Annotated in this window: 26 protein-coding genes and 1 pseudogene; 8 read left to right on the top strand and 19 right to left on the bottom strand. The window is 71.7% G+C overall.

From position 1 onward, the window contains the following. Positions 1-111 precede the first annotated feature (111 nt). The 6 genes from AB0J02_RS19005 to AB0J02_RS18980 all read right to left on the bottom strand — a co-directional run bounded on the left by AB0J02_RS19005 (position 112) and on the right by AB0J02_RS18980 (position 5,460). Entirely contained in the window at positions 112-1,485 is a 1,374-nt protein-coding gene (locus tag AB0J02_RS19005; protein ID WP_363194833.1) for a hypothetical protein, read from the bottom strand. Then, entirely contained in the window at positions 1,482-2,594 is a 1,113-nt protein-coding gene (locus tag AB0J02_RS19000; protein ID WP_363194832.1) for a hypothetical protein, read from the bottom strand. Before AB0J02_RS19000 ends, AB0J02_RS19005 begins: the two co-directional genes overlap by 4 nt. Then, positions 2,591-3,460, bottom strand: coding sequence for a hypothetical protein (locus AB0J02_RS18995; protein WP_363194831.1), 870 nt, complete (start codon positions 3,458-3,460; stop codon positions 2,591-2,593). Before AB0J02_RS18995 ends, AB0J02_RS19000 begins: the two co-directional genes overlap by 4 nt. A 78-nt stretch (positions 3,461-3,538) precedes the next feature. Beyond that, positions 3,539-4,264, bottom strand: coding sequence for an LPXTG cell wall anchor domain-containing protein (locus AB0J02_RS18990; protein ID WP_363194830.1), 726 nt, complete (start codon positions 4,262-4,264; stop codon positions 3,539-3,541). Positions 4,265-4,410: 146 nt separating this feature from the next. After that, positions 4,411-4,890: an ATP-binding protein gene (locus tag AB0J02_RS18985; RefSeq protein ID WP_363194829.1), complete on the bottom strand. Its 480-nt coding sequence runs from the start codon at positions 4,888-4,890 to the stop codon at positions 4,411-4,413. Between the two features lie 198 nt (positions 4,891-5,088). Next, entirely contained in the window at positions 5,089-5,460 is a 372-nt protein-coding gene (locus AB0J02_RS18980; protein WP_363194828.1) for an STAS domain-containing protein, read from the bottom strand. 241 nt (positions 5,461-5,701) lie between these two features. Here AB0J02_RS18980 and AB0J02_RS18975 point away from each other — a divergent pair, with 241 nt between their 5' ends. Next, positions 5,702-6,613 (top strand): RNA polymerase sigma factor SigF, encoded by a 912-nt coding sequence (locus AB0J02_RS18975; RefSeq protein ID WP_363194827.1) that lies wholly within the window; start codon positions 5,702-5,704, stop codon positions 6,611-6,613. A 130-nt stretch (positions 6,614-6,743) separates the two neighbouring features. Here AB0J02_RS18975 and AB0J02_RS18970 read toward each other — a convergent pair whose 3' ends face one another. Beyond that, complete coding sequence (locus AB0J02_RS18970; RefSeq protein ID WP_363194826.1) at positions 6,744-7,595, bottom strand: helix-turn-helix transcriptional regulator; 852 nt, start codon at positions 7,593-7,595, stop codon at positions 6,744-6,746. 87 nt (positions 7,596-7,682) lie between these two features. Here AB0J02_RS18970 and AB0J02_RS18965 point away from each other — a divergent pair, with 87 nt between their 5' ends. Further along, on the top strand, positions 7,683-8,480 hold the full coding sequence (locus AB0J02_RS18965) for a glucose 1-dehydrogenase (protein ID WP_363194825.1): 798 nt from the start codon (positions 7,683-7,685) through the stop codon (positions 8,478-8,480). Positions 8,481-8,482: 2 nt separating this feature from the next. On the opposite strand, the gene hutI is transcribed toward AB0J02_RS18965, so the two are convergent. The 4 genes from hutI to hutU form a co-directional block, all read right to left on the bottom strand. Continuing rightward, complete coding sequence (hutI, locus tag AB0J02_RS18960; protein WP_363194824.1) at positions 8,483-9,655, bottom strand: imidazolonepropionase; 1,173 nt, start codon at positions 9,653-9,655, stop codon at positions 8,483-8,485. A gap of 112 nt (positions 9,656-9,767) precedes the next feature. Beyond that, the gene (locus AB0J02_RS18955) at positions 9,768-11,153 is read right to left on the bottom strand and encodes a formimidoylglutamate deiminase (RefSeq protein WP_363194823.1); all 1,386 of its coding nucleotides are present in this window, start codon (positions 11,151-11,153) and stop codon (positions 9,768-9,770) included. Next, positions 11,150-12,361, bottom strand: coding sequence for an allantoate amidohydrolase (locus AB0J02_RS18950; RefSeq protein ID WP_363194884.1), 1,212 nt, complete (start codon positions 12,359-12,361; stop codon positions 11,150-11,152). The genes AB0J02_RS18955 and AB0J02_RS18950 overlap by 4 nt, the downstream gene beginning before the upstream one ends. A gap of 98 nt (positions 12,362-12,459) precedes the next feature. Further along, positions 12,460-14,118 (bottom strand): urocanate hydratase, encoded by a 1,659-nt coding sequence (hutU, locus tag AB0J02_RS18945; RefSeq protein WP_363194822.1) that lies wholly within the window; start codon positions 14,116-14,118, stop codon positions 12,460-12,462. A gap of 112 nt (positions 14,119-14,230) precedes the next feature. Between hutU and AB0J02_RS18940 the strand changes: the two genes are divergently transcribed. The 5 genes from AB0J02_RS18940 (at position 14,231) to AB0J02_RS18920 (ending at position 17,962) form a co-directional block, all read left to right on the top strand. Continuing rightward, positions 14,231-15,577, top strand: a complete 1,347-nt coding sequence (locus AB0J02_RS18940; protein ID WP_363194821.1) for a diaminopimelate decarboxylase — start codon at positions 14,231-14,233, stop codon at positions 15,575-15,577. A 171-nt stretch (positions 15,578-15,748) separates the two neighbouring features. Further along, entirely contained in the window at positions 15,749-16,162 is a 414-nt protein-coding gene (locus AB0J02_RS18935; protein ID WP_363194820.1) for a hypothetical protein, read from the top strand. Continuing rightward, positions 16,159-16,926 carry a transcriptional regulator gene (locus AB0J02_RS18930; RefSeq protein WP_363194819.1) on the top strand — a complete coding sequence of 256 codons (768 nt, stop codon included), beginning with the start codon at positions 16,159-16,161 and terminating at the stop codon, positions 16,924-16,926. The genes AB0J02_RS18935 and AB0J02_RS18930 overlap by 4 nt, the downstream gene beginning before the upstream one ends. A 92-nt stretch (positions 16,927-17,018) precedes the next feature. Further along, on the top strand, positions 17,019-17,561 hold the full coding sequence (locus tag AB0J02_RS18925; protein WP_363194818.1) for a roadblock/LC7 domain-containing protein: 543 nt from the start codon (positions 17,019-17,021) through the stop codon (positions 17,559-17,561). Between the two features lie 26 nt (positions 17,562-17,587). Next, on the top strand, positions 17,588-17,962 hold the full coding sequence (locus AB0J02_RS18920) for a hypothetical protein (RefSeq protein WP_363194817.1): 375 nt from the start codon (positions 17,588-17,590) through the stop codon (positions 17,960-17,962). Between the two features lie 28 nt (positions 17,963-17,990). On the opposite strand, the gene AB0J02_RS18915 is transcribed toward AB0J02_RS18920, so the two are convergent. After that, entirely contained in the window at positions 17,991-18,560 is a 570-nt protein-coding gene (locus tag AB0J02_RS18915) for a hypothetical protein (protein WP_363194816.1), read from the bottom strand. A gap of 84 nt (positions 18,561-18,644) precedes the next feature. Then, positions 18,645-19,487 (bottom strand): helix-turn-helix transcriptional regulator, encoded by an 843-nt coding sequence (locus AB0J02_RS18910; protein ID WP_363194815.1) that lies wholly within the window; start codon positions 19,485-19,487, stop codon positions 18,645-18,647. Between the two features lie 102 nt (positions 19,488-19,589). On the opposite strand from AB0J02_RS18910, the gene AB0J02_RS18905 reads away from it, so the two are divergent. Next, entirely contained in the window at positions 19,590-20,360 is a 771-nt protein-coding gene (locus AB0J02_RS18905; RefSeq protein WP_363194814.1) for an SDR family oxidoreductase, read from the top strand. Positions 20,361-20,366: 6 nt separating this feature from the next. Here the strand turns inward: AB0J02_RS18905 and AB0J02_RS18900 are convergent, their stop codons facing one another. From AB0J02_RS18900 to AB0J02_RS18875, 6 genes and pseudogenes are all read right to left on the bottom strand, one after another. Continuing rightward, positions 20,367-20,804: a hypothetical protein gene (locus AB0J02_RS18900; protein WP_363194813.1), complete on the bottom strand. Its 438-nt coding sequence runs from the start codon at positions 20,802-20,804 to the stop codon at positions 20,367-20,369. A gap of 57 nt (positions 20,805-20,861) precedes the next feature. Next, positions 20,862-22,286, bottom strand: coding sequence for a cytosine permease (locus AB0J02_RS18895; RefSeq protein ID WP_363194812.1), 1,425 nt, complete (start codon positions 22,284-22,286; stop codon positions 20,862-20,864). A gap of 11 nt (positions 22,287-22,297) precedes the next feature. Then, a complete protein-coding gene (locus AB0J02_RS18890; RefSeq protein WP_363194811.1) occupies positions 22,298-23,242 on the bottom strand; it encodes an ABC transporter substrate-binding protein in 945 nt (314 codons plus the stop codon). A gap of 11 nt (positions 23,243-23,253) precedes the next feature. Then, positions 23,254-23,931: an ABC transporter permease gene (locus AB0J02_RS18885; protein ID WP_363194810.1), complete on the bottom strand. Its 678-nt coding sequence runs from the start codon at positions 23,929-23,931 to the stop codon at positions 23,254-23,256. Positions 23,932-23,936: 5 nt separating this feature from the next. Further along, positions 23,937-24,587: an ABC transporter permease gene (locus AB0J02_RS18880; RefSeq protein ID WP_363194809.1), complete on the bottom strand. Its 651-nt coding sequence runs from the start codon at positions 24,585-24,587 to the stop codon at positions 23,937-23,939. Further along, positions 24,584-24,794: pseudogene (locus tag AB0J02_RS18875) on the bottom strand (hypothetical protein); the annotation flags it as partial. The pseudogene AB0J02_RS18875 and the gene AB0J02_RS18880, both read right to left, overlap by 4 nt.

Genomic DNA, 24,794 nt, shown 5'->3' with positions numbered 1-24,794 from the left:
AAACCGCAGCTAACGTGCCCTTTCACTTCGCCAACAGAGAGTTACCGTTCGCGCATAGCACCTTCCGCAAGAGGCCCGTCGTGCGGACGTGCGCACGACGGGCCCCATCGGTCACCTGCCCCGCGCCGCACGCCGCTTCGGCAGGAACGTGAAGACCGCGCCGCCCAGCAGGATCACCGTGCCGGCCACCAGGCCGAGGGCGCGCAGGGCGCCGTCGTGCGAGGCGCCCGTTTCGGCGAGGCCGCCGCCCGTGGCATCCGAGCCGGCCGCCGTGGAGCCGCCTGACGAGCCGCCGGTCGAGCCGGAGCCGCCCGACGAGCCGCCCTCCACCGCCGCCGTGTCGATCTCCAGGGAGACCTCCGTCCTGGTCGGCGTGCAGGTCGTGGTCGTGCCCAGCGCCTTCACCGTGAGGACGCCCGGCGACAGGGTCGACCTGCCGTCGGCGCCCGGCTTGTACGTGCCCGTCAGGTCGGGGATCGTCATCGGGTCGCCGGACTTGATGGGCTCCTTGTTGGTCGGGCCCTCGACGTTCACGGTGCCCTTGTCGGCGCCGCCCAGCTGCACCGCCATCGACGGCTTGACCGAGTCGGCCGGGATGTCGGCGGGGCTGTCCATGACGGCCTTCTTGAACTGGACCGTCAGGGCGTAGTTCCCGCCGTCCTTCTTGGCGTTGATCTGCACCGGGGACGTGGCGTTCTTGTCTCCGATGGGGGTCTTGCAGGCGTAGGGGACCGAGACTTCCTTGCCGGTGAAGTCGGTCTTGCCGTCGCCGCCGCCGCTACTGCCTCCGCTGCTGCTCCCTCCGCCACCGCTGCTGCCGCCCGTCGTGGTGCCCCCGCTGTCGGAGCCCCCGGAGGTGCCGCTCGTGGTCGTGCCGCCCGCCGTGGTGCCGCCGGTGGTGGTGCCTCCCGCGGCCGTCCCGCCCGTGGTCGCGCCCGTGCCGTCCGTGACCTTGATCGTCACGGCGGGCCCGACCGCCTCCTTGGGCGTGCACTTGGTGTCGGTGGAGATCGGCTTGCTGACGTTGATGTTGTACGCGTCCGGGGTCAGCGTCACGTCCCCGGCCTTGGTCAGTTTCAGCTTGCCTTTCATGTCGGACAGCAGCATCGGGCTGTTCTTCTTGATCGCCGGGTTCTCCCTGGGTCCCGTCAGCTTGAGGTCACCGGTCTGCGCGCCGCCCACCTTGACGGTGCCGGTCGGCTGGACGGTGTCGGCGTCGAGGTCCAGGACGTCCGGGTTCTTCGAGGCGGCCTGGGTCGTCTTCCAGACCACGTCGATCTCGTCGCCGACCTTGGCGGTCGCCGGGGCCGTGACGTCGGCCACCGTGGTGCCCTCGACCGGCGGCAGCCCCGAGATGGCGGGCGGGATGCACTCCGTCTTGAACGAGGACTCGGCCGCGTGCGCCGGTACGGCGGCCAGCCACAGCCCCGCTCCGGACAGGATCAGGGCACAGCCGGCCGCACCGGCTCTCCGTTGCCTGCTCACGTGTTTCCTTTCGTCGTCTGGCTGTTGTCGGGCGGTGCGGAGAGCTGACCGGCCGCGGTCCCGCCCGGACCGGTGTCCGGGGTGAACCAGGGCAGGGTGGTCGTGGAGGGGGCGTCGGAGCGCGCGGGGCCGGGGGCGCCCTGCTCCTGCTGCGCCGGCCTCAAGTCCGTTAGCCGTACGGTGAGTTCGGCCAGGCGCTGGGCGCCGCGGTGGCGGCCGTGCGCGTACCGGTCGCGCGGGCGCAGCCGGTCCACGATCGCCATGCCGACACGGAAGACGGCGGCCGGGACGACGACGCAGAGCAGGATCCAGAAGAGCGTGACGCCCCAGGGGCGGCCCACGCCCCAGGGCTGTTCGGCGAGCACCTTCCCGCCGTACTTGAGGGACACCAGGTAGCTGCCGTGGGCGCCGGCCGTCAGTTCCACGGGCAGTTGGACCTGCGCCTTGCGGCCCGGCGCGATGGTGCCGCGCCACTGCTGTTCCTCGTAGGAGGGCGCGAACACCCCGTGGGAGGTGCCCACTTGGAAGACGGGGTCCTTGACCGGGGTCGAGCCGACATTGCCCACGGTGAAGGTGAACTTCCGTGCGGGCGGGGAGCCGAACCAGGTGAGGATCCCGCTCGATCCGTCGAGGCGGGTGTCGGTGACCATGGCCAGCTGCCCGTTGCCGGTCTCGGCGGGCAGCGCCTTCACCGGATGCCCGGCGACTTTGAACGCGGCGTCCGTCTGCGCCTTCTCCCCGGTCACGGTCGCCACGTGGACGACGCACGGGCACGGCTTGGGCGGCTCGGCGACCGGCAGCTTCTTGCCGAACTTCCCGTCGGCGTCGGTGGTGACGGCCAGGCCCTCGGCGTTGGCGCAGGCGTTGGTGCCGCCGATGACGCCGCGCGCGGGGCTCGACTGGCCGCAGATGAGCATCATCAGCAGGGCTTTCGGCCGCCACCCGGCGCCTTTGACGGTGATCGAGCCCCCGGTGCCCGCCTGGGACGCGGAGAGGGTGACGGTGGGCGCGTCCGCGGCCGCGGCCCACGGGGCCGTACCCGCGAGGAGCGCGGCCAGCAGGGCGAGGACGGTCAGCAGCCGCGCGGCCGGCGCACTGCGGCGGGTCATGGCGCACTCCTTGGGTTGCCGGTGCCTGGGCCTGGTCCTTTCCGACGTCTGCGGCGTACGGAGGCGTAGGCGGCGAAGGCCCCGCCCGCGAGGACGGCGAGGGCTCCGCCGAGCGGCCCCCAGGGCACGAACCGGGCCGTCGCCGTCGCCGAGTCCCCTGCGCCGCCGCCCGCCGTGACCGTCACCTTCACGTCGACCGCGTCGAGCGCCGGGGCGCCGTGCCAGGGTTCGGTGAGGCGGACCCGGCGGCCGGGCGGCAGCTCCACCGGCAGGGTGCGCGGCCCCTTGTCGAGGACGCCGCCGAAGAGCCCGTCGGCCCTGACCGCGAGTCGGGGTGTGAGTGTCGTGTTGCCGCGGTTCACGACCTCGTACGCGATCCGGTCCCCGCCCTCGACCCGTACGTGCTCGACGGTGAGCGCCGAGAGGGTGGGGCCGCTGACCCGCAGGTGCACGCTGATCCCGGAGGTGCGGCCGCCGCCGCTCGCCACGATCGCGCCGGGGTGGTCGCCCGGGGTCGCGCCCGCCGGGACGGTGACCGTGAACGGGATCTCGGCCCGGGTGCGGGCCGGGATCTTCACGGACCTGGTGGCGAACGTGAGCCAGGCGCCGGGGCCCTTGGCCTTCGTACGGACGTCGGGGGCGCCGGCGCCGCGCACAGCGACGGTGAGCGGCTCGGCGGACGGGTTCGTGACGGCCACCTTGTCCTCCAGGACGCTGCCGGGGGCGCCCTCCGCGTAGATGTACGGGCGTCCGTCCTGAGCCGCGGGCCGCGATCCGCCTCCGGCGGAGGGGGCGATCGTCCAGTGCGGCGGGGCTGCCGCGGCCGGCGTCGTGGCGGTGAGCGCCGCCAGCAGCGCGGCGCTCACCGCCACAGCGCCGTAGGGGCCTCGGTTTCGTCGGCGTGTGCGGCTCATGTGTCGTTGCCCGCGCAGTTCCTCGCGCCCCTAGCGGGGCGCTCCTGTCCGGCGCCTCCTGGTGAGCCACAGGCTGCCCGCCGCCCCGGCGAGCAGCACCGTCGCGCCCAGCGTGCCCAGTGCTGTCACCGAGTCCTCCGGGCCGGTCTGCGGGAGCTGGTCGTCGCCGGAGGGGGCCGACTGGGAACCGCCGGAGCCGCTGCCGCCCGAGGTGCCGCCGCCCCCGGCGGAGCCGCCGGCCGCCTGCACGTCCAGTTCCAGGGACGGCTTGGGGTTGTTCGCGGGCGTGCACGTCGTCGTCGTGCCGAGCGCCTTGATGGTCAGGACGCCGGCGGTGAACGTCACCTTGCCGCTCTTCTTCGGCGTGTACGTGCCCGACAGGTCACTGATCTTGATGGGGCTGTTGGCGGGGATCGCCTCGGAGTTCGCCGGACCCGACACCGGGAGGGAGCCGTTGTCCGCGCCGCCCAGCTTGATGACCGCGCTGGGGTTCATCGCGCCCTTGCCGAGCTCGACCGGGCTGGAGGAGACGCCCTTCTGGAAGGACATGGTGATCTTGTAGCCGCTGCCGCTCTTGACGCTCTTCATGTCGATCGGGGAGACGGCTCCCTTGTTCCCGATCGGCGTCTTGCACTGGTAGTTGACGTTCTGCACCGTGGCCTGTGCTGCGGGGGCGGCCATCAGCACCGCCGAGCCCGCCAGAGCCGCGCTGAGCGCGAACGCGGCGGTCCGTTTCTGGTACGTCCGGTTCGACACCTCGAAGTCCCTTCAAGCCGACCGTTACTGACGGTTCATCAGATGCGGGTGGCTCAAGGTACGCCTGGGGTCCTGCCTAGGGAAGACAAAGAGCACGCCGGATCGAAGACGATCCGGCGTGCTCTGAATGCCGTACGGGAAGACGCCTAGGCGGGGGCGCCCAGCTCCGCCCAGACGGTCTTGCCCGCGACGTCGGGCGTGCGTACGACGCCCCAGTCCAGGCAGAGGCGCTGCACGATGAACATGCCGTGGCCGCCGGGGCGTCCCGCCCGGTGCGGCGTACGCGGCTCGGGCTGCCCGGCGCCGTGGTCGGCGACCTCGATGCGCAGCACCTTGTTGTCCAGGGAGACGACCAGTTCGTCCGGGCCCTCGGCGTGCAGGCAGGCGTTGGTGACCAGCTCGGAGACGACGAGCAGCACGTCCTCCGCGGCGGCGCGGCTGTCCGCGCTCGGGGCGGGCAGCCAGCCCCAGGCGTGCAGCGCGTCACGGGTGAAGTCGCGAGCCAGCGGCACGATGCCGCTCGCCCCAGCGAGACTCAGCCTGCGGATCCGCCGGCCCGTGGCGGCCGGCACGTCGCCGGACTCGGGGCCGTGGTCGCCCGGCGAGTAAGGCCGGGTGGTGCTCATCAGCACTTCACCTCACCGATTTACCAATTCAGCTTCAGGACTCAGGGTTGCAGGGGCGGTCGTCGGGTGTCTCCTGCCCGGCCGAACGACGAGAACACCCATCGATTCGGTGTGGAATCTGTGACGCTGATAACGCCTCGATCACGTGGAGACAACTGGAGCGTAACTTCTACGGCGACAGGGCGCGCGGTCATCCGGTCACTCCGCGGCGAGCGCCGCCTGCAGGGATTCATGCACCGTAAAGACGGCCTCCGCGCCGGTGATCTCGAAGACCCGGGCCACCACCGGCAGCATCCCGGCCAGATGGACTCCGCCGCCCGCGGCCTCGGCCTTGAGGCGGGCACCGAGCAGCACATTCAGCCCCGTCGAATCGCAGAACTCGAGACGCGCACAGTCCACCACGAGCCGGGAAAGCCCGCTCACCAGGCACTCTTCGAGGGGTTCGCGCAGCAGGTCGGCCGTGTGGTGATCCAGCTCACCCGCCGGAGTCACCACGGCGCTCGAGCCCTCTTGCCGCACCTCGACCAGTAGCCGGCCCCGATGTGCGCTGCCGACTGTCCCGCGGTCCATGACGTCTCTCTCTCGCTGCCTTCGACGTGCCGATTGACGCCCTCGAACACTACGCCTTCTCCACGTCCCTCGGTACCCGAACAACCCCTAAGAAACGGACATTTCAGCACGTAGCGCACTTGCGGCCCGGTAAGGAAAACGGGTAGGCCTAGTAAGGACAGAAAACGAACACGGCCGGCTTTGGAGGCGCCGCACTCCCGACAGTGCACGTATTGGCATCGGCAGCCATATGCCGAGAACGATGGAGGACATCATGTCACCCCGGCTCGACGAATCGCGTCCTGATCAGGCGACGTCGACACCCCCACCGGAACGCCACCGCGACTCCGAGTCCGACGCTCTGGAAGGACTCGACGGGCTCCCCGAGATCCCGCCGTTCGCCGAGGTGGGACCGCTCGACGCCCGTGCTCTCTCCAAGACGCTCTTCGAGCGCCTGGAATCCCTCGAAGAGGGCACCTCCGAATACTCCTACGTCCGCAACACGCTGGTGGAGCTGAACCTCGCACTGGTGAAGTTCGCGGCCTCCCGGTTCCGCTCACGCAGCGAACCGATGGAAGACATCATCCAGGTCGGCACCATCGGCCTGATCAAGGCGATCGACCGCTTCGAACTGAGCCGTGGCGTCGAGTTCCCCACCTTCGCGATGCCAACCATCGTCGGTGAGATCAAGCGCTTCTTCCGCGACACGTCCTGGTCGGTGCGGGTGCCCCGGCGCCTCCAGGAACTCCGCCTCGACCTCGCCAAGGCGGGCGACGAGCTCGCCCAGCAGCTCGACCGGGCGCCCACGGTGACCGAACTCGCGGACCGCCTGGGCCTGTCGAACGAAGAAGTCGTGGAGGGCATGGCGGCGTCGAACGCGTACACCGCCAGTTCGCTCGACGCCCAGCCCGAGGAGGACGACTCCGAAGGCGCGCTCGCGGACCGCATCGGCTACGAGGACCACGGTCTCGAAGGCATCGAGTACGTCGAGTCCCTGAAGCCGCTGATCGCCGAACTCCCCTCGCGCGACCGCAAGATCCTCTCGCTGCGCTTCGTCGCCAACATGACCCAGTCGGAGATCGGCGAAGAGCTGGGCATCTCGCAGATGCACGTATCGCGACTGCTGTCCCGCACCCTCGTCAAGCTTCGCAAGGGGCTGACGGTCCAGGAGTGAGGCCCCAACGCTCTTGTGGGGCTCGCCCGTTGTCACCGACAACAGGCGAGCCCTTCTCCTTGTCGCGGGCGGGCCCGTGATCGTCGTCCCGGCGATCGGCCTGGGTCCCCTTCGTCGCCGCCGTCGCTCGTCAGCCCGGTACGTCCATGCGCTGAGTGCCGATGACCGACAGGAGGCGTAGCGCCTCCTCCGACGGGGAGCCCGGTGTGGCGGTGTAGATGACCACCCGCTGGTCGCGGTCCGTGATGTCCAGGACGTCGCAGTTCACCGCGATGGGGCCGACCGCGGGGTGCTCGAAGGTCTTGCAGAGGGTCGGGCGTGCCGTCACCTCATGGGCGGCCCACAGGCGGGCGAACTCCTCGCTGCCGGTGACCAGTTCGTCGATGAGGGACCTCACCTCCGGGTCGTCGGGGTAGCGCCCCGCGGTGGCACGCAGGTGGTGGACCGACGTCCTGAGGAACTCGTCCGCGTCCGAGACCCCGTACAGCCGCCCGCCTTCCTGGTACGGGCCCAGGAACGCCCGTCGCACGAGGTTCCGGTCCCGGCGGCCCAGGGGAGAGAAGTCCTCCATCAGCGCGGCGGCCAGCGCGTTCCAGGCGATCACCTCGTACGTCGCGGACAGCACCAGCGCCGCCGACGTCGGCAGCCTGTCCAGCAGGTCGACGATGCTCTGCCGGACCTCCCGTGACGGGCCGGCCGCGGGACCGGGCGGGGCACCGGCCAGGTGGTGGAGGTGGTCGCGTTCGGCATCCGACAGCCGCAGGGCCCTGGCAAGTTGCGCCAGCACCTCGCGGGACGGGTGCGGGGCGCGGGCCTGCTCCAGGCGGGTGTAGTACTCGGTCGAGATGAACGCGAGCTGCGCCACCTCCTCGCGCCGCAGGCCCGGTGTGCGGCGGCGCGGTCCCGCGGGGAGGCCCACGTCGGCGGGCGCGATGCGTTCGCGCCTGTTGCGCAGGAAGTCCGCGAGGTCTTTTCGGTTCACCTGTCCAGTGTGCGTGGAGGGCCGGGCGCTCAGCCAGGTACCACCGGTGCCTGGATCGGCGGAGCCGCCGGACACAGGCTCGACGGCATGAACAACACATCGACTCCCCCCACCTCCACATCCGCTCCCGGCCTGCTCGCCGACAAGGTCGCCTTCGTCAGCGGTGCCGGGCGCGGCATCGGCGCGGCGGCCGCGCGGCTCTTCGCCAGGGAGGGGGCCCGAGTGCTGCTCGCGGCCAGGACGGAGAGCCAGCTCAAGAAGGTCACCGAGGAGATCCGGGCAGCGGGCGGCGTCGCGGACCACGTCGTGTGCGACCTCGCCGACGGTGACAGCGTCCGGGGCGCCGTCCAGCGGGCGGTGGAGTTGTACGGCCGGCTCGACGTCGCCTTCAACAACGGTGCCACGGGGCAGCCGCCCGGCCCGATGGACGAGCTGTCGGAGACCGACTTCGACGAGGTGGCCGCCGTCAATTTCAAGGGCCCGTGGCTCGCCATGACCGCCCAGGTCGCCGCCATCCGCGCCACCTCCGGGAGCGGCGCCATCGTCAACACCTCCAGCGTCGGCAGCCTGCTCGCCAACCCCGCGCTGCCCGCGTACGGCGCGGCGAAACGAGCGGTCAACAGCCTCACCGCGTCCGCCGCCGTGACGTACGGGCCGGAGAACATCCGCGTCAACGCCGTCGCGCCCGGCACCACGCTCACCGAGATGCTGCGCGAGTGGGACGAAAGGTCCCCCGGCACCATCGACCACCTCAACTCCCGGACTCCGCTGGGCCGCGCCGCGGATCCGGAGGAGATCGCGCAGGCCGCCGCCTGGCTGCTCAGCGACCGTTCCTCCTACGTCACCGGCACGGTCCTGCGGGTCGACGGCGGCATGTGGGCCTGAGCTCAGGCCATCCGCGCGCCGGCCCGCCAGACCTCACCGACCAGCGGTACACCCGGCCGGTACGCCAGGTGTACGTGGCTGGGGGCGTCCAGGAGCGCCAGGTCCGCGCGGGCGCCCGGGGCGAGGTGGCCGACGTCCGTGCGGCGCAGCGCCCGCGCCCCGCCCGCCGTGGCGGACCAGAGGGCCTCGTCGGGGGTCATCCCCATGTCCCGTACCGCCAGGGCGATGCAGAAGGGCACGGACGACGTGAAGGACGAGCCCGGGTTGCAGTCCGTGGAGAGGGCGACGGTGGCGCCCGCGTCGAGGAGACGGCGGGCGTTCGGCCACTCGGCGCGGGTGGAGAACTCGGCGCCGGGAAGCAGGGTCGCCACCGTGTTGCCCTGCGCCAGGGCGTCGATGTCCTCGTCCGTCAGGTGCGTGCAGTGGTCCGCGCTCGCCGCGTCCAGTTCCACGGCCAGCTGGACTCCGGGGCCGTAGGAGAGCTGGTTGGCGTGGATGCGGGGGTGCAGGCCCTTCGCCCGGCCCGCCGTCAGGATGGCCCGCGCCTGGTCGCCGTCGAAGGCGCCCTTCTCGCAGAACACGTCGATCCAGCGGGCGTGCGGGGCGCAGGCGTCCAGCATCTCGCCGGTGACCAGCTCCACGTACGCGGCCGGGTCGTCGGTGTGGTCGGGCGACACGACGTGGGCGCCCAGGTACGTGACCTCGTCCGTGTGCGCCGAGGCGATGCGCAGGGCGCGCTCCTCGTCGGCGGTCGTCAGGCCGTAACCGGACTTGGTCTCGAAGGTGGTCGTGCCCTGGCGCAGCGCCTCCGCGAGGTAGTGGGTGAGGTTGGACTCCAGTTCGTCGTCCGTGGCCGCGCGGGTCGCCGCGACCGTCGTACGGATGCCTCCGGCGGAGTAGGCGCGGCCCTCCATGCGGGCGTTGAACTCGGCGGTGCGGTCGCCCGCGAAGAGCAGGTGGGAGTGGGAGTCGACGAAGCCGGGGATCACCGCGCGGCCCTTCGCGTCGTGCCGGGTGTCCGCGGCCGGGACCTTTGCGCCCGGGCCGGCCCAGGCGATTTTGTCGCCCTCTATGACCAGCGCGGCGTCGTTGATCCGGCCGAGGGGGCCGTCGCCGAGCTCGGGGTTGTTGGTGACGAGGGTGCCGATGTTGGTGATGGCCGTGGTCGTCGTCATGGTTCCGGTTCCTCTTCCCTGAGGTCACGGGGCTCCGCCCCGGACCCCGCTCCTCAATCTCCCCCCGGACTCCGTCCGGGGGGACCCCCAAGGGGCTTGAATGGCGGCTGGGTCAGTGCAGTGCCGCGATGGCCGTGGTCAGGGCCGCCGCCACGTCGCCCACCCGCACGTGCTCTCCGTCTCGGACCACGGCCCGGCCTCCCGCGATCACGTCCGTCACATCCGTCGCGCTCGCCGCGAACACCGCTGTCTCCGCGCCCAGGCGCGGTGCCGCGCCTGCCGTGCGCACCGAGGTGAGTGTCACCGTCACCAGGTCCGCCACGGCACCCGGTTCCAGGACGCCCGCGTTCTGCCAGCCGAGCGCCGCGTGGCCGTCGGCCGTCGCGGCGCGCAGCAGGGCCGCCGCCGTCCAGTGGCCGCGGGTGCGGGAGCGCAGGCGCTCGTTCAGTTCCATCGCGCGCGCCTCCTCGAACGGGTCGATCACGGCGTGGCTGTCGGAGCCGAGGGAGAGCGGGGAGCCCGCCTTCTGCAGGGCGACCGCCGGGCCGATGCCGTCGGCCAGGTCGCGTTCCGTCGTCGGGCACATGCAGGTGCCGGTGCCCGAACCGCCGATGAGCGCGATGTCGCCGTCCGAGAGGTGGGTGTTGTGGACGCCCGTCGTGCGCGCGCTCAACACCCCGTGGTCCCAGAGGAGTTGGGTGGGGGTGCAGCCGTGGGCCGCCTGGCACGCGTCGTTCTCCGCGGTCTGCTCGGAGAGGTGGACGTGGAGGGGGGCCTGCCGGGCGGCGGCCCACTCCGCGACCGTCGCGAGCTGGTCGGCCGGGACCGCGCGCACCGAGTGGACGGCCGCGCCGATCCGGGCGTGCGGCCGTTCCTTGAGCAGTGACGCGCGCTCGGCCCAGGCCTGCGTCGTGCCGTCGGAGAAGCGTCGCTGGTGGCGGTCCGGCTCCTTGCCGAAGCCCGCGGAGACGTACGCCGTGTCGAGGAGGGTGATGCGGATGCCCGCCTCGTCGGCGGCCGCGATCAGCGCCTCGCCCATCGCGTTCGGGTCCGCGTACGGGGTGCCGCCGGGCGCGTGGTGGAGGTAGTGGAACTCCCCCACCGCGGTGATGCCGGCCAGCGCCATCTCCGCGTACACCGCCCGCGCGAGCGCGTGGTACGTGTCCGGGGTGAGCCTGTCCGCGACTCCGTACATGACCTCGCGCCAGGTCCAGAACGTGCCCGAGCCGACCTGCACCGTGGAGCGCAGCGCCCGGTGGAAGGCGTGGCTGTGGGCGTTGGCGAGGCCGGGGAGCGTGAGGCCGCGCAGCACGGTCGCGCCGGGCGGCGGGGTCTCGACGCCCGTGCGGACGGCGGCGATCCGGCCGGTGCCGTCCTGTCCGGTCACCTCCACCACCACGCCCGGCTCGACGGCGGGGTCGAGCCAGGCGTGCTCCAGCCAGTACGTGCTCGGCGTCTTCCCCGCCGTCTGCGTCGTCTGCGTCGTCTCCGTCGTCACGTGCAGGCCAGTCCTTCCAGTACGTCGGCGAGTGCCGTCACCCCGGCCAGGCAGTCGTCCTCGGCCGCGGACTCGGCCGGTGAGTGCGAGACGCCCGTGGGGTTGCGTACGAACAGCATGGCGGTGGGGATCGAGGAGGCGAGGATCCCCGCGTCGTGTCCCGCCCCTGTCCCCAGGACGGGGACCCTGAGGTCGGCCGACGTGTCCTTCGTGCCGAGGATGCGGGCGAGTTCGTCGCGCAGCACGTGGTCGAAGTCGACGACCGGCGTGAACGACTCCCGGGTCAGCGATACGTCGATGCCGTGCGCGTCGGCGTATTCGCGGGCCGCCTTCTCGATCGCCGTGACCGTACGGTCCAGGGCGTCCTGGTCGGCGGCGCGCGAGTCGAGCCAGCCACGGACCAGGGACGGGATGGCGTTGACGCCGTTCGGCTCGACCGCGATCTTTCCGAACGTGGCCACCGCGCCCGCCAGTTGGGCCTCGCGGCGGGCTGCCAGGACCGTCTCCGCGTACGGCAGCATCGGGTCCCTGCGGTCGACCAGGCGGGTGGTGCCGGCGTGGTTGGCCTCGCCGCGGAAGTCGAAGCGCCAGCGGCCGTGCGGCCAGATGGCGCTGGCGATGCCGACCGCGTCGCCGGACAGGTCGAGCGCGCGGCCCTGTTCGACATGGAGCTCGATGAACGCGCCGATGCGGGCGAGGCGTTCGGGGTCCGGGCCGATCGTCTCCGGGTCGTGTCCGGCGCGCTCCATGGCCTGCGGGAGCGTGATGCCGTCGGCGTCCGTGAGGGCGTAGGCCTGTTCGCGGGTGAGGTGGCCTCCGGCGAGGCGGGAGCCCACGCAGGCCAGGCCGAAGCGGGCGCCCTCCTCGTCGCCGAAGTTGGTGATCGCGAACGGTTTGGTGAACTCCGCTCCCCTGTCACGGAGTTCGTCCAGGGCGGCGAAGGACGAGACGACGCCGAGGGGGCCGTCGAAGGCGCCGCCGTCCGGGACGGAGTCCAGGTGGGAGCCGGTGACGACCGCGTCCCCGGCCTCCGGGTCGCCGAGCCAGGCCCACTGGTTGCCGTTGCGGTCCAGCTCGTAGGTCAGGCCGCGGGATGTGGCCTGTGCCTTGAACCATTCGCGGCAGTCGGTGTCGGCGCCGGTCCAGGCGTAGCGGCGATATCCCCCGGAGTCCGCGTGTCGGCCGACGGGGCGCAGGTCCCGCCACATCTCCAGGAAGCCCGCGCCCGGCACCGAGGTCACGGGGCCCTGCCCCGGACCCCGCCCCTCGACCGCCGGAGGGGCTGAGTTCGGCAGGGCCGGATTATTCACTCGCCCTCCCGCATCGGAACCCGCACCCCGCGCTCCGCCGCGACCTCTGCCGCATGCTCGTACCCCGCGTCGACGTGCCGGATGACACCCATCGCCGGGTCGTTGGTGAGGACGCGTTCGATCTTCTGGGCGGCGAGGTCGCTGCCGTCGGCGACGCAGACCTGGCCGGCGTGGATGGAGCGGCCCATGCCGACGCCGCCGCCGTGGTGCAGGGAGACCCAGGAGGCGCCGGACGCCGTGTTGACCAGGGCGTTGAGGAGCGGCCAGTCGGCGATCGCGTCGGAGCCGTCCTTCATGGCTTCCGTCTCGCGGTACGGGGAGGCCACCGAGCCCGAGTCCAGGTGGTCGCGGCCGATGACGACCGGGGCGGACAGCTCGCCGGACGCGACCATCTCGTTGAACTTGAGGCCCGCCAGGTGGCGTTCGCCGTAGCCGAGCCAGCAGATGCGGGCGGGCAGGCCCTCGAAGGCGATGCGTTCGGCGGCCATGTCGAGCCAGCGGTGCAGGTGCTTGTTCTCCGGGAACAGCTCCTTGATCGCCTGGTCCGTCTTGCGGATGTCCTCCGGGTCGCCGGAGAGGGCGGCCCAGCGGAACGGGCCGAGGCCCTCCTCGAAGAGGGGGCGGATGTGCGCCGGGACGAAGCCGGGGAAGTCGAAGGCGCGCTCGCAGCCGGCCTTGCGGGCCTCGTCGCGGATGGAGTTGCCGTAGTCGAAGACCTCGGCGCCCTTGTCGAGGAAGCCGACCATGGCCTCTACGTGCAGGCGCATCGAGTGCCGGGCCTTGTCGGTGAAGCCGGCCGGGTCGGCCTCGCGCTCCTTGTCCCAGTCCTCCACCGCGATGCCGACGGGGAGGTAGGCGAGCGGGTCGTGGGCCGAGGTCTGGTCGGTCACGATGTCGATCGGGGCGTCGCGGCGCAGCAGCTCGGGGAAGACCTCGGCGGCGTTGCCGACGACGCCGATGGACAGCGCGCGGCGCTCGTCGCGGGCCTGGACCGCCAGCTGAAGGGCGTGGTCGAGGTTGTCGGCCTTGACGTCCAGGTAGCGGGTGCCGATGCGGCGGTCGATGCGGGTCTCGTCGACGTCGACGCAGATGGCGACGCCCTCGTTCATCGTGACGGCCAGCGGCTGGGCGCCGCCCATGCCGCCGACGCCCGCGGTGAGGGTGATCGTTCCCGCGAGGGTTCCGTCGAACTTCTTGCGGGCGACCGCGCCGAACGTCTCGTACGTGCCCTGGACGATGCCCTGCGAGCCGATGTAGATCCACGAACCGGCTGTCATCTGGCCGTACATGGTCAGGCCCTCGGCCTCCAGCTTGCGGAACTCCTCCCAGTTGGCCCAGTCGCCGACGAGGTTGGAGTTGGCGAGCAGCACGCGGGGCGCCCACTCGCTGGTGCGCAGCACGCCGACCGGCTTGCCGGACTGGATGAGCAGGGTCTCGTCCGACTCCAGCGTCCTGAGCGTGCGCACGATCGCGTCGAACGCGTCCCAGGACCGGGCCGCCTTGCCCGTGCCTCCGTAGACGACCAGCTTGTCGGGGTGCTCCGCGACCTCGGCGTCGAGGTTGTTCATGAGCATCCGCAGGGCGCCTTCCTGCTGCCAGCCCAGCGTGGTGAGCTCGGTGCCGCGCGGGGCTCGTACGGGGCGGGGTCCTGACATCGGCGGCCTCCTGGAGTGCTCCATAGTGATGCGGATATTCACATCCTCACCATCTGAATAGAACTAGTCAATACATTCCCACGGACGCGCTCCGGGTGGTTGTCTGGACCACATGGCATCCACGGACGCATCCACGGACATCTCCACCCGCCGCGACCAGGCAGTACGCGCCGCCGTCGCGCAAGGACTGGTCGGCCCGGCGGCCCCCGTCGCCGGGCTGCTCGACGTCACCGGCATCCGCGCGTCCGCCGCCGCGCTGCGCGCCGCCTTCGACACGGTCACCGCACCCGGCACCGAGGTGCTGCACGCCTTCGCCGTGAAGGCGACGCCGCTCGTGCCGGTCCTGCGGCTGCTGCACGAGGCGGGCATCGGGGCCGAGGTGGCGAGCCCGGGCGAGCTGGCGCTGGCCCGCGCGGCCGGGGTGCCGCCGACCCGGACCGTCCTGGACTCCCCCGCCAAGACCGGCGCCGAACTGCGCGAGGCCCTCGCCCTCGGCATAGCCGTCAACGCCGACAACCCGCAGGAACTGGCCCGCATCGACGCCCTGGTCGCCTCGGCCCCCACCCGCTCCCCCGTGGGCGTCCGCGTGAACCCGCAGATCGGCGCGGGCTCGATCGGCGCCCTGTCGACCGCGACCGCCACCTCGAAGTTCGGCGTGGCGCTGCGCGACGAAGGCGCCCGCGACTGGGTCGTCCGGGCCTACCTCGACCGGCCCTGGCTGACCCGGCTCCACACGCACTCCGGATCGCAGGGCGTGCCCCTGGAACTGATGGCGCAGGGCGTGCGGGCCGCGTACGAACTCGCCGAGGAGATCAACCGGGCGGCCGGGCGACAGCAGGTCGACACGCTCGACATCGGCGGCGGCCTGCCGGTCAACTTCGCCTCCGACGAGGAGACCCCCGACTACGCCACGTACGCGCGGCTGCTCGCCGCGACCGTCCCCGGCCTCTTCGACGGGCGCTACGGCCTGGTCACCGAGTTCGGCCGGTCACTGCTCGCCAAGCACGGCACGACCCTCGCGCTCGTCGAGTACGCGAAGGAGAGCGGCGGCCGCCCGATCGCCGTGACGCACGCGGGAGTTCAGGTCGCCACGCGGACCGTGTACGCCCCCGCGTCCTGGCCGCTGCGCATCTCCGCGTACGACAAGCGGGGGCTGCCCAAGGCCGGTCCGGACGTCGCGCAGGACGTGGCGGGGCCCGCCTGCTTCTCCGGTGACCTGCTCGCCGAGAACCACGCCCTGCCGCTGCTCGAAGCGGGCGACTACGCGGCCGCGCTCGACACCGGCGCGTACTACTTCGCGCAGCACTACTCGTACAACTCGCTTGTACGGCCCGGGGTGTACGGGTTCACCGTGTCCGGCGACGGGGCCCGGTTCGCCACCGTGCGCGCGCCACAGACGGTCGAGGAGATCGTGGCGGAGTCCGGCGGCGGGCAGCGAGGCGCGCTGCTCGATCTCTGACACAGAAGAACACTCCCCATTTGAGCCGGGGTTGGCGGATTTTAGCCCCCATTCGAATGTTCCACCGGAAAATGCCAGAACGCTCACCAGGTTTCCGTACGGTGCGTAATTTCGTCGTCACACAAGCACCAGCGACACACAAACACGGTAACCAGGTGGGGAGTTCCAGGCGTGCCCGGAATCGACGAGTGCCTTCTTGAGGTCATGCGGCTGCCGGGGACGCGCGGCGCCTCCGTCGTCGACTGGACCAGCGGCCTCGCACTGGGCACCGTCGGGGACTCGCCCAACGGGGACCACGAGGCCACCGCCGCCGAGGCCGCCGAACTCGCCCGGCTCGCCGCCGAACACCGGGCCTTCGCCCCGGCCGACGGCAGCGACTGGACGGAGGGGTCGGCCAGCGAAAAGACACCGCCCGTCGAGGACGTCATCGTCACCAACCGCGACGGCTACCACCTGCTGCGTTTCGTCCGGACCAGCTTCGACAGCAGCGTCTTCCTGCACCTGTGGCTCGACCGGGACGAGGGCAACCTCGCGCTCTCCCGGCTGCGCCTCGCCGACATAGCCGACCGGCTGGTACTGGGATGAACACCATCCCCGCGAACGTCTCGCCGATGCTCGGCCGGCTCGCCGACGAAGGGGCCACCGGGGCACTGATCCGTGAGCACGGCACCCTCTACCTCGCCGACGGCCGCATCGTGCACGCGGAGTCGCCCGCGACGCCCGGCATGGACGTTCTCCTCACGGCGGGCGGCGCGGTCCAGGCCGACCGCTGGTGGGAGGCGGTCGACCGGGCCGGGGCCCGTCGGCGCGTCGGCCGCTACCTCGTCGAACAGGGCCGCCTCTCGGACGGCGCCCTCGAACTCTGCCACCTGGGCGCGGTGTTCGACGCCGCGTACTTCACCCTCGCCCCGAGCAGCGGCCCCACCCGCTTCCGGTACGGGGTCTCGCACTGGTTCGGCGCGGTGCGGCCGGTGCCGGTGGCCGCCGTCGAACGCGAGACCCGGCGCCGCCGCGAACTGCTCCAGCGGATCTGGCCCGAACCGGACACCGACACGGCGCCGCTGACCCGGGCCACCGGCCGGGAGCTGCCGGTACCGGCGCGCCGGCGCCGCGTCCTGGACCTGGTCGACGGGGCGCGCACCGCGTCACAGATAGCGCTCGCCCTGGGCAGGCCCACCTTCCACACCCTGGTCGACCTGCGCCGCCTGGCCGCGGGCGGCCTGGTGACCACCGCACTCCCGGAACCCGCCACCACACCCCCCGTACCCGCATGGATGGCGCACACCGCCGTCGACGACCCCGACGTGGCGCTGCTGCGTCGGCTGCGCGCCGCACTGGAGGCGCTGTGAAACGGCTGCGCCGCGCCGGGCGGGCCGACCCCGGACCGCCCATCCCTCCCATGCCCGCCGTCGCTCCCGCAACCCCCGGAAGGAGACCGTCGATGGCCGACGAGGCCGAAGTCCTCGGCGAACTACAGAGGCTGAGAGTCCGGGTGCCCCAGGTCACCGGCGCGCTCGCGGCCAGCGTCGACGGACTCGTGCTCGCCCAGGACACGCCGGGAGTCGAACCGGAGGGCGTGGCCGCGCTGACCGCCGCCGCGCTCGGCGTCGCCCAGCGCCTCTCGGACGCCACCGGGCAGGGCGGCTTCCGGGAACTCCTGGTGCGCGGCACGGCCGGCTACGTCGCCACGTACGCCGCCGGGGACACCGCGATCCTCACCCTGCTCGCCGAGGACCGGGTCAACGTGGGGCGACTGCACCTGGAGGGCCGCCGCTCCGGCACCCGGGTCGGCGAACTGGTCGACGCGGCGGCCGCCGAACCGCCTGCCCGTGCCCGCAGCCGGTCCCGGGCCCGTACGGCGCCTGCGGCCCCTTCCGAGACCACCCCCTCATCCACTACCGCCACCACCGACAGCGGACTTCCTGTCCGCACCCCGAAGACCGACCTCTCCGAGCCCACATTGCAACCCCGAACAGCCCGTTGAGGCAGCGTAGGAAAGGACCCACCACCATGGCCAACACCGAGACCGCACTCAAGGACGCCGTAGCCTCCATCGAGGGCGCGAGCGCCGCGGCACTCGTCGACTACAACAGCGGCATGGCCCTCGGCACCATCGGCGGCTCCAAGAGCTTCGATCTGGAGGTCGCCGCCGCGGGCAACACCGACGTCGTCCGCGCCAAGCTGCGCACCATGGAACACCTCGGCCTGAAGGACGAGATCGAGGACATCCTCATCACACTCGGCACCCAGTACCACCTGATCCGCCTGCTGAAGGGCCGCGGCGGCAACGGGCTGTTCCTGTACCTCGTACTGGACTCCTCGCGCGCCAACCTGGCGATGGCCCGCCATCAGTTGAAGGCGATCGAGTCCGATCTCGACGTCTGATCAGGCGAGTTCGGCAGTCCGCACAGTGTCAGCGACGCCGCGCCCCACCGGGTGCGGCGTCGCCCGCTGCCGTCCCCGTCGCGCGATACCCCCTGACCTGCTTGCCCACGGGCGCGCCCGCGCGCGGCCCGAGCCAGTCGACGCGCAGCCACAGCAGCGCGCTGTCCTGCCGCTCGCGCCGCCCCAGCCAGGCCGCCTTCAGCCACAGCCCGGCACCGGCCCCGGCCAGCGCCATGCCGCCCGCCGCGGGCACCGCGAAGGAGCTGCCGACGGCCGCGAGGAACGCGAGCGCCAGCCACCACCGGTGCCCGCGCCGCCAGTTCCGTACGGTGACCTGCCGGTCCTGGAGCACGTCGAACTTGCCCGCGCGGCTCGCTCCGCGGGTCAGCCGCACGTACCGCTGCCTGCGGCTGTACGCCACCGCCGCCGCGACCGCGAGGAACAGCACGGCCCCGCCGAGCACGCCGATCCGCCGTCCGGTGAACCCGCCGGGGAGCACCCCGACGCCCGCCGCGACGACACCGAGCCACCACATCGGGGCGGCCCCGGCCCGTACCACCACAGCGGTTCTGACCAGCCCCTGCGCTCCGCGCGTCACCGTCGTTTCCTCCTCAGGCGTCCGTCCCGTCCCTCTGTCAGGGGCGGAGATTAGCGACGGTTTCTGAGGGTTGCGTGAGAGCGCTCAGTGCGACGTGGCGGCCCAGCTGCCCAGCATCCGCAGCCGCTCCTCGGTCACCGAGCCGGGTTCGGGCGTGTACACCACCAGCTTCTGATCCGGCTCCCCCGTGACCGTCAACGTCTCGTAGGGCAGGGCGAGTTCACCGGCGACGGGGTGCACCATCCGCTTGGCGCCGTACGACTTCTCCCGCACCTGATGGTCGGCCCACAGGCGCCGGAAATCCGCACTGGCCAGCGACAACTCCCCTACCAACGAAGCCAGTTGCGGGTCCTGGGGATGGGCCCCAGCGTCGAGGCGCAGGAACGCGACCGTCTCGGCGGCGACCGCCGGCCACTCCGGGTAGAGATCGCGGGCCGCCGGGGCGAGGAAGACCTGGCGCGGCATGTTGCGGTCCTTCGGGGACAGCGCGGAGAAGCCGAGCACCGCGTCACCGAGCGCGTTCCAGGCCAGCACGTCCATGCGGCGGCCGAGCACGAAGGCCGGCGCCTTGTCGATCGTGTCGAGGAGCAGCCGCAGCCCCGGCCTCACCCGCTGCGGGGCCGGGCGCGCGGCCGCCTTGCGGCGGGTACCGGCGGGGCGGGCGACCGAGCGCAGATACGTCTGCTCGGTGTCGTCGAGACGCAGGACGCGGGCGACCGCGTCGAGCACGGCGTCCGAGACGGACGTGCCCCGGCCCTGCTCCAGGCGGATGTAGTAGTCGACGCTGACCCCGGCGAGCTGGGCGACCTCCTCGCGGCGCAGCCCCGGCACGCGGCGGCGGCCGTGCCCGGGCAGACCGACCTCCTCGGGCCGGATGCGGGCGCGCCGCGAGCGCAGGAAATCCCCTATGTCACCGAGCTCGTTCATGCCGTCGATCCTAAGCAGGCGCCACGGTTCCATCCTGGTACTGGCATACCCAGGAAGAGCTCTGCCCTGGGTAAGCCGCGCGGCCCGCCGCAAGCTGCTGCCATGACGCAGACGACGTACGACAACCTCTCCGGCCGCACCGCACTCGTCACCGGCGCCGCCAGCGGCATGGGCGAGGCCACGGCCCGGCTGCTCGCCGCGAACGGCGCCCGCGTCGCGCTCCTCGCCCGGCGCGCCGACCGCCTCACCGAACTGGCGGCGAAGATCGGGGCGGACGGCGGCCAGGCCCTCGCCCTCCCCACCGACATCACCGATCAGGCCTCCGTCGACGCCGCCGCGGAGCGCGTCCACGCCGCGTACGGACGCGTCGACCTCGTCGTGAACGCGGCGGGCGTGATGCTGCCGAACCCCGTCACGGACGGCCGCGCCGACGAATGGCAGCGCATGCTCGACACGAACGTCGCGGGCGCGCTGCGTGTCATCCGCGCCGTCACCTCCGACCTGATCGAGACGGCCGCGGCGGGCGGCACGGCGGACCTGGTGAACATCTCGTCCATCGGCGCGCACGTCCCGTTCCCGAACTACGCGGTGTACGGCGCGACGAAGGCCGCCCTGACGTACTTGTCGCAGTCGCTGCGCACGGAACTCGGCCCGCTCGACGTCCGCGTCACCAACATCGAACCGGGTCTGACCGAGTCGGAGCTGGCCTCCCACGTCGACAACGCGGAGCTCTCCGGCCAGCTGGACGGCATGTTCGAGGCGCTGACCGGCCTCGCGTCCGACGACATCGCGGACCTCATCGCCTACACGACGAGCCGCCCCCGCCACGTGAACCTGCGCCAGGCAGTGCTGCTGCCGACGCGGCAGGCGTGAAGGGCCCTAGTCCTCCCAGTCGGACTCCTGCCGCTCCCGCCGCCTCCGGCCGAACAGCGGTCCCCAGTGACCCGTGTGCAGGGCGTTCACGCCGACGATGCCGCCCCAGGCGATCAGCAGACCGGGCAGGTCGGCGTTGACCACGGCGATCGCGGACAGCGGGATCGCGAGGACGAGGCTGACGACGGCGAAGCCGAAGCGTCCGCCCCAGGTGTCGCCCGGGGTGCGGCCGGCGCGCGAGTCGCGGGCGACGGTCATCTGCTGCTCGGCCAGCTGCCTGCGCACCCGTCGGTCCACGACGGAGTCCAGGCGCTGCTCGACCTTGTCGAGAAACGAGTCGACGAGCACGGTCTCGTACTCTTCGCCGAGCTCCCTGCGGGCGTGCAGGGTGGCGTCGAGTTCCTTCTTGAGTTCGGCGTCACGGGCCTGTTCGCGGGCTTCCATACCGGTTCACGGTACGGAGCGAAGGCCCGCGGGGCAGTGGGGATAACCCCCCTCTTGCTACGGGGCCACGCCCGAGGCCACCGGCTCGGCCCGCTCCGGCTCCTCCAGGATCGTCGCCTCGGGCACATGGGCGGTGTCGCGCCGGGCGAGCAGCCAGTACAGGGCGGCCGGGACGACGAGCCCCACGATCCACGACACGTCCGCGCCGCCGAGCGGGTCCACGAGCGGGCCCGTGTAGAAGGAGGTGGCCAGGAACGGGAACTGGGCGACGAGCCCGACCGCGTAGACCACGAGGGCGTTCCAGCGCCAGGCGCCGTAGCGGCCGTTCGGGTCGGCGAGGGCCGGGATGTCGTAGCGCTCGCGTGAGATCAGGTAGTAGTCGACCAGGTTGATGGCGCTCCACGGCGTGAAGAACGTCAGCAGGAACAGCAGGAAGTCCTTGAACGAGGACAGGAAGCTGTCCTTGCCGGCGATGGCGACGGCCGTGCCCGCGACCATGATGATCGCGATGTACACGGTCCGGCCGCGCTGGGAGAGGACGCGCTGCCCGCGGAAACCGCTGACGCCGGTCACCATCGCCATGAAGCCGCCGTACGTGTTGAGGACGTTGACGGTGAGCTTGCCGAGGGCGATGACGAAGTAGAAGACGGAGGCGATCGCGCCCGCGCCGCCGAGCGAGACGACGTAGCCGACCTGGTTGTCGAGGAACGCGTCGCCCGCGGTGGCCGCGACCAGCACGCCGAACGTCATCGACCACTGCGAGCCGAGCGCCGAGCCGGACAGCGTCCACCAGAACGTGGCCTTGGCGCTGGTGGTACGCGGCAGATAGCGCGAGTAGTCGGCGACGTACGGGCCGAACGCCAGCTGCCACGACGCCGAGAGCGACACGGCGAGCAGGAACATCGGCAGCGAGAAGTGCGCGTCGCCCAGCAGGTCACCGAGGTCGACGCGGTCGAGCAGCCGCACGCCGAGGTAGATGAAGGCGACCGCGCAGATGATGCCGGCGACGCGGCCGAGGACGTGGATGACGCGGTAGCCGACGGCCGCCAGGACGGCTGTGACGAGCGCGAAGACGATGATGCCGGTCGTGTCGTTCGTGTGCGTCAGCTGAGCGGTCGCCTGCCCGGCGAGCACGCTGCCGCTCGCGAAGAAACCGACGTACATGAGGATCACGAGGAGCAGCGGCACGACGGCGCCCTTGACCCCGAACTGCGCCCGGGACTGGATCATCTGGGGCAGGCCGAGCTTGGGGCCCTGCGCCGAGTGCAGCGCCATGACGGCGCCGCCGAGCAGGTTGCCGAGCACGAGCCCGATCAGCGACCAGACCACGTCGCCGCCGAAGACGACGGCGAGGGCGCCGGTGACGACGGCGGTGATGTGCAGGTTCGCGCCGACCCAGAGCGTGAACTGGTTGAAGGCGCGCCCGTGCCGCTCGCTGTCCGGGACGACGTCGATGGAGTGCTTCTCCACTACCGCTGCCATGGAACTTTCCTCTACTTCTTGATCAGCCCGTGCTGGCGCGCGTAGTCGTTCGCGACGTCCTCGGGGTCTTTCTTGTCCTTGTCGACGAGCCGGTTCAGCTCGGTGAGCTGCTCGGTGGTGAGTACGTTGCCGAGCCGGGCCAGCGCCTTGCGGACGGTCGAGTCGGCCTTGCGGTCGGCGATCAGCGGGACGACGTGCTGACCGGGGACGAGGTTCTTGGGGTCGGTGAGGACGACCCAGTGGTTGGCGACGATGTCGGTGTCGGTGGTGAACAGGTTCGCCACGTCGACGTCGCCCTTCTTCAGGGCGCCCTTCACCAGCGGACCGGAGGAGTCGAGGGACTTGAACTCCTTGAAATCGACGCCGTACACGTCCTTCAGGCCGACGGCCCCCACCTGCCGCTTCTTCACTTCCGGGGCGGCCCCGATGACAAGCTTCCCGTTGTGCTTCGCGAGATCGGCGAGCGACTTGAGGTGGTACTTGTCGGCGGTCTCCCGGGTCACGACGAACGCGTCCGAGTCCTCGGCCATCCCGTAGGGCAGGATCTGCAGCCCCGCCGGCAGCGCCATGGCGAGGGCGTTCTGCATCTCGCCCTCCTCGGTGGCGTCGGCCTTGGTGTCGAGGTAGTGCAGCAGGGCGCCCTGGTACTCGGGCAGCAGATCGATGTCGCCGCCCTTGAGCGCGGGGATGAGGATCTCGCGGGTGCCGAGGTTGGGGCGCACGGTCGTCTTCACGCCGGCCGCTTCGAGCGCGGCCGCGTACAGGTAGCCGAGGACCTGGTTCTCGGTGAAGTTGGCGGTGCCGATGGTGACGCCGCCCTTGCTGGAGCCGCCGCCCGAGCCGCCCGAACCTCCCCCGTCGAGGGAGGTGATGCCGCTGGAGCAGGCGGCGAGCGCGGGGACGGAGGCCGCGGCGAACAGTCCGCCGAGCACGGCGCGTCGGTTGAGGTGAGTCATCTTGCTTGCTCCTAGGAGGACTTGAGCGCGGCGGGACGGTGGCGGAAGAGGAGGCGCTGCAGCCCGGAGAGGGCCAGGTCGAGCACGACGGCGACGACCGCGACGAGGACGGCGCCGCCGAGCACCTGCACGAGGTCCCGCTGGGCGAGCCCGTCGAAGACGTAGCGGCCCAGGCCGCCGAAGGAGACGTAGGCGGCGATGGTGGCGGTCGCGACGACCTGGATGAGCGCGAGCCGCAGGCCCGTCATGATCAGCGGCAGCGCGAGCGGCAGCTCGACCTGGAAGAGGACCTGATGGGCCCGCATGCCCTGCCCGCGCGCGGCGTCGCGCACCTCCGGGTCGACAGCGGTCATGCCCGCGTACGTGTTGGTCACGATGGACGGCACGGCGAGCGCGACGAGGGCGATGTAGACGGGCCACATGGACAGCCCGCTGGCGAGGAAGACCAGCACGACGAGCCCGACGGTCGGCAGCGCACGCCCGAACGACGACAGGTTGATGGCGACGAAGGCGCCACGGCCTGTGTGCCCGATGAGCAGGCCGACGGGCAGGGCGATCGCGGCGGCGACGAGGGTGGCGATCAGCGAGTACTGGAGGTGCTCGGCGAGCCGGTGACCGATGCCGTCGGGCCCGGTCCACTGCTCGCCGCTGACCAGCCAGGAGCCCAGGTTCTTGAAGAGTTCGTACATGGCGGTCAGGCCTTCCGGGTCCGGGTGCGGGTCCAGGGCGTGAGCAGCCGCTGTACGGCGACGAGAACCGCGTCCGCGACGAGCGCGAGCAGCAGCGTCAGGACGACGCCGACGATGACGGGGGTCGGGAAGTTGCGCTGGAACCCGTCGGTGAAGAGCTGGCCGAGACCGCCGTCACCGATGTACGTGGCCACGGAGACGAGCGAGATGGACATGACCGTCGCGATCCGCACCCCCGCCATGATCACCGGCAGCGCGAGCGGCAGCTCGACGGTGAGCAGGGTGCGCAGCGGCCGCGTGCCCATGGCCTTGGCGGCTTCCTTGGTCTTGTGCGGTACGGAGTCCAGGCCCTCGACGGTGTTCCGCAGGAGGACGACGAGCGTGTAGATCGTCAGGCCGATGACGGTGGTGGTGCGGGTCAGCCCGGAGACCGGCAGCAGCAGCACGAACACGGCGATGGACGGGATGGTGAACAGGATGTTCGAGAACCCGAGGAGGAAGCCGCGCAGGGGCCGGACCCGGTGGGCGAGCACGGCCAGCGGCAGGGATATGAGCAGGCCGAACAGGACGGCGGTGAGGGCGGCTTGCAGGTGGGAGAGGGTGAGGGTGGTGAGGTCGGACCCGTGCGAGCCGATCCATTCCCAGTCGATGGTCATGCGTCGCCCTTCCCGGCATCGAGCCCCGAGCCGGCGCTCACGTCAGGCGCGGGCCCGTTCACCTCAGGCGCGGGCCCGTTCACCTCAGGCGCGGGCCCGTTCACCTCAAGCCCCGAGCCAGCGCCCACCTCAGGCGCGGGCCCGGTCAGATCAAGCCCCGAGCCAGCGCCCACCTCAGGCGCGGGCCCGGTCAGATCAAGCCCCGCG

Origin of the sequence: Streptomyces sp. NPDC050264 (assembly GCF_040655895.1) — a bacterium.
Taxonomy (GTDB): domain Bacteria; phylum Actinomycetota; class Actinomycetes; order Streptomycetales; family Streptomycetaceae; genus Streptomyces.
Note: the sequence above shows the minus strand (reverse complement) of the source record. Positions and strands in the feature narration are given on the sequence as shown.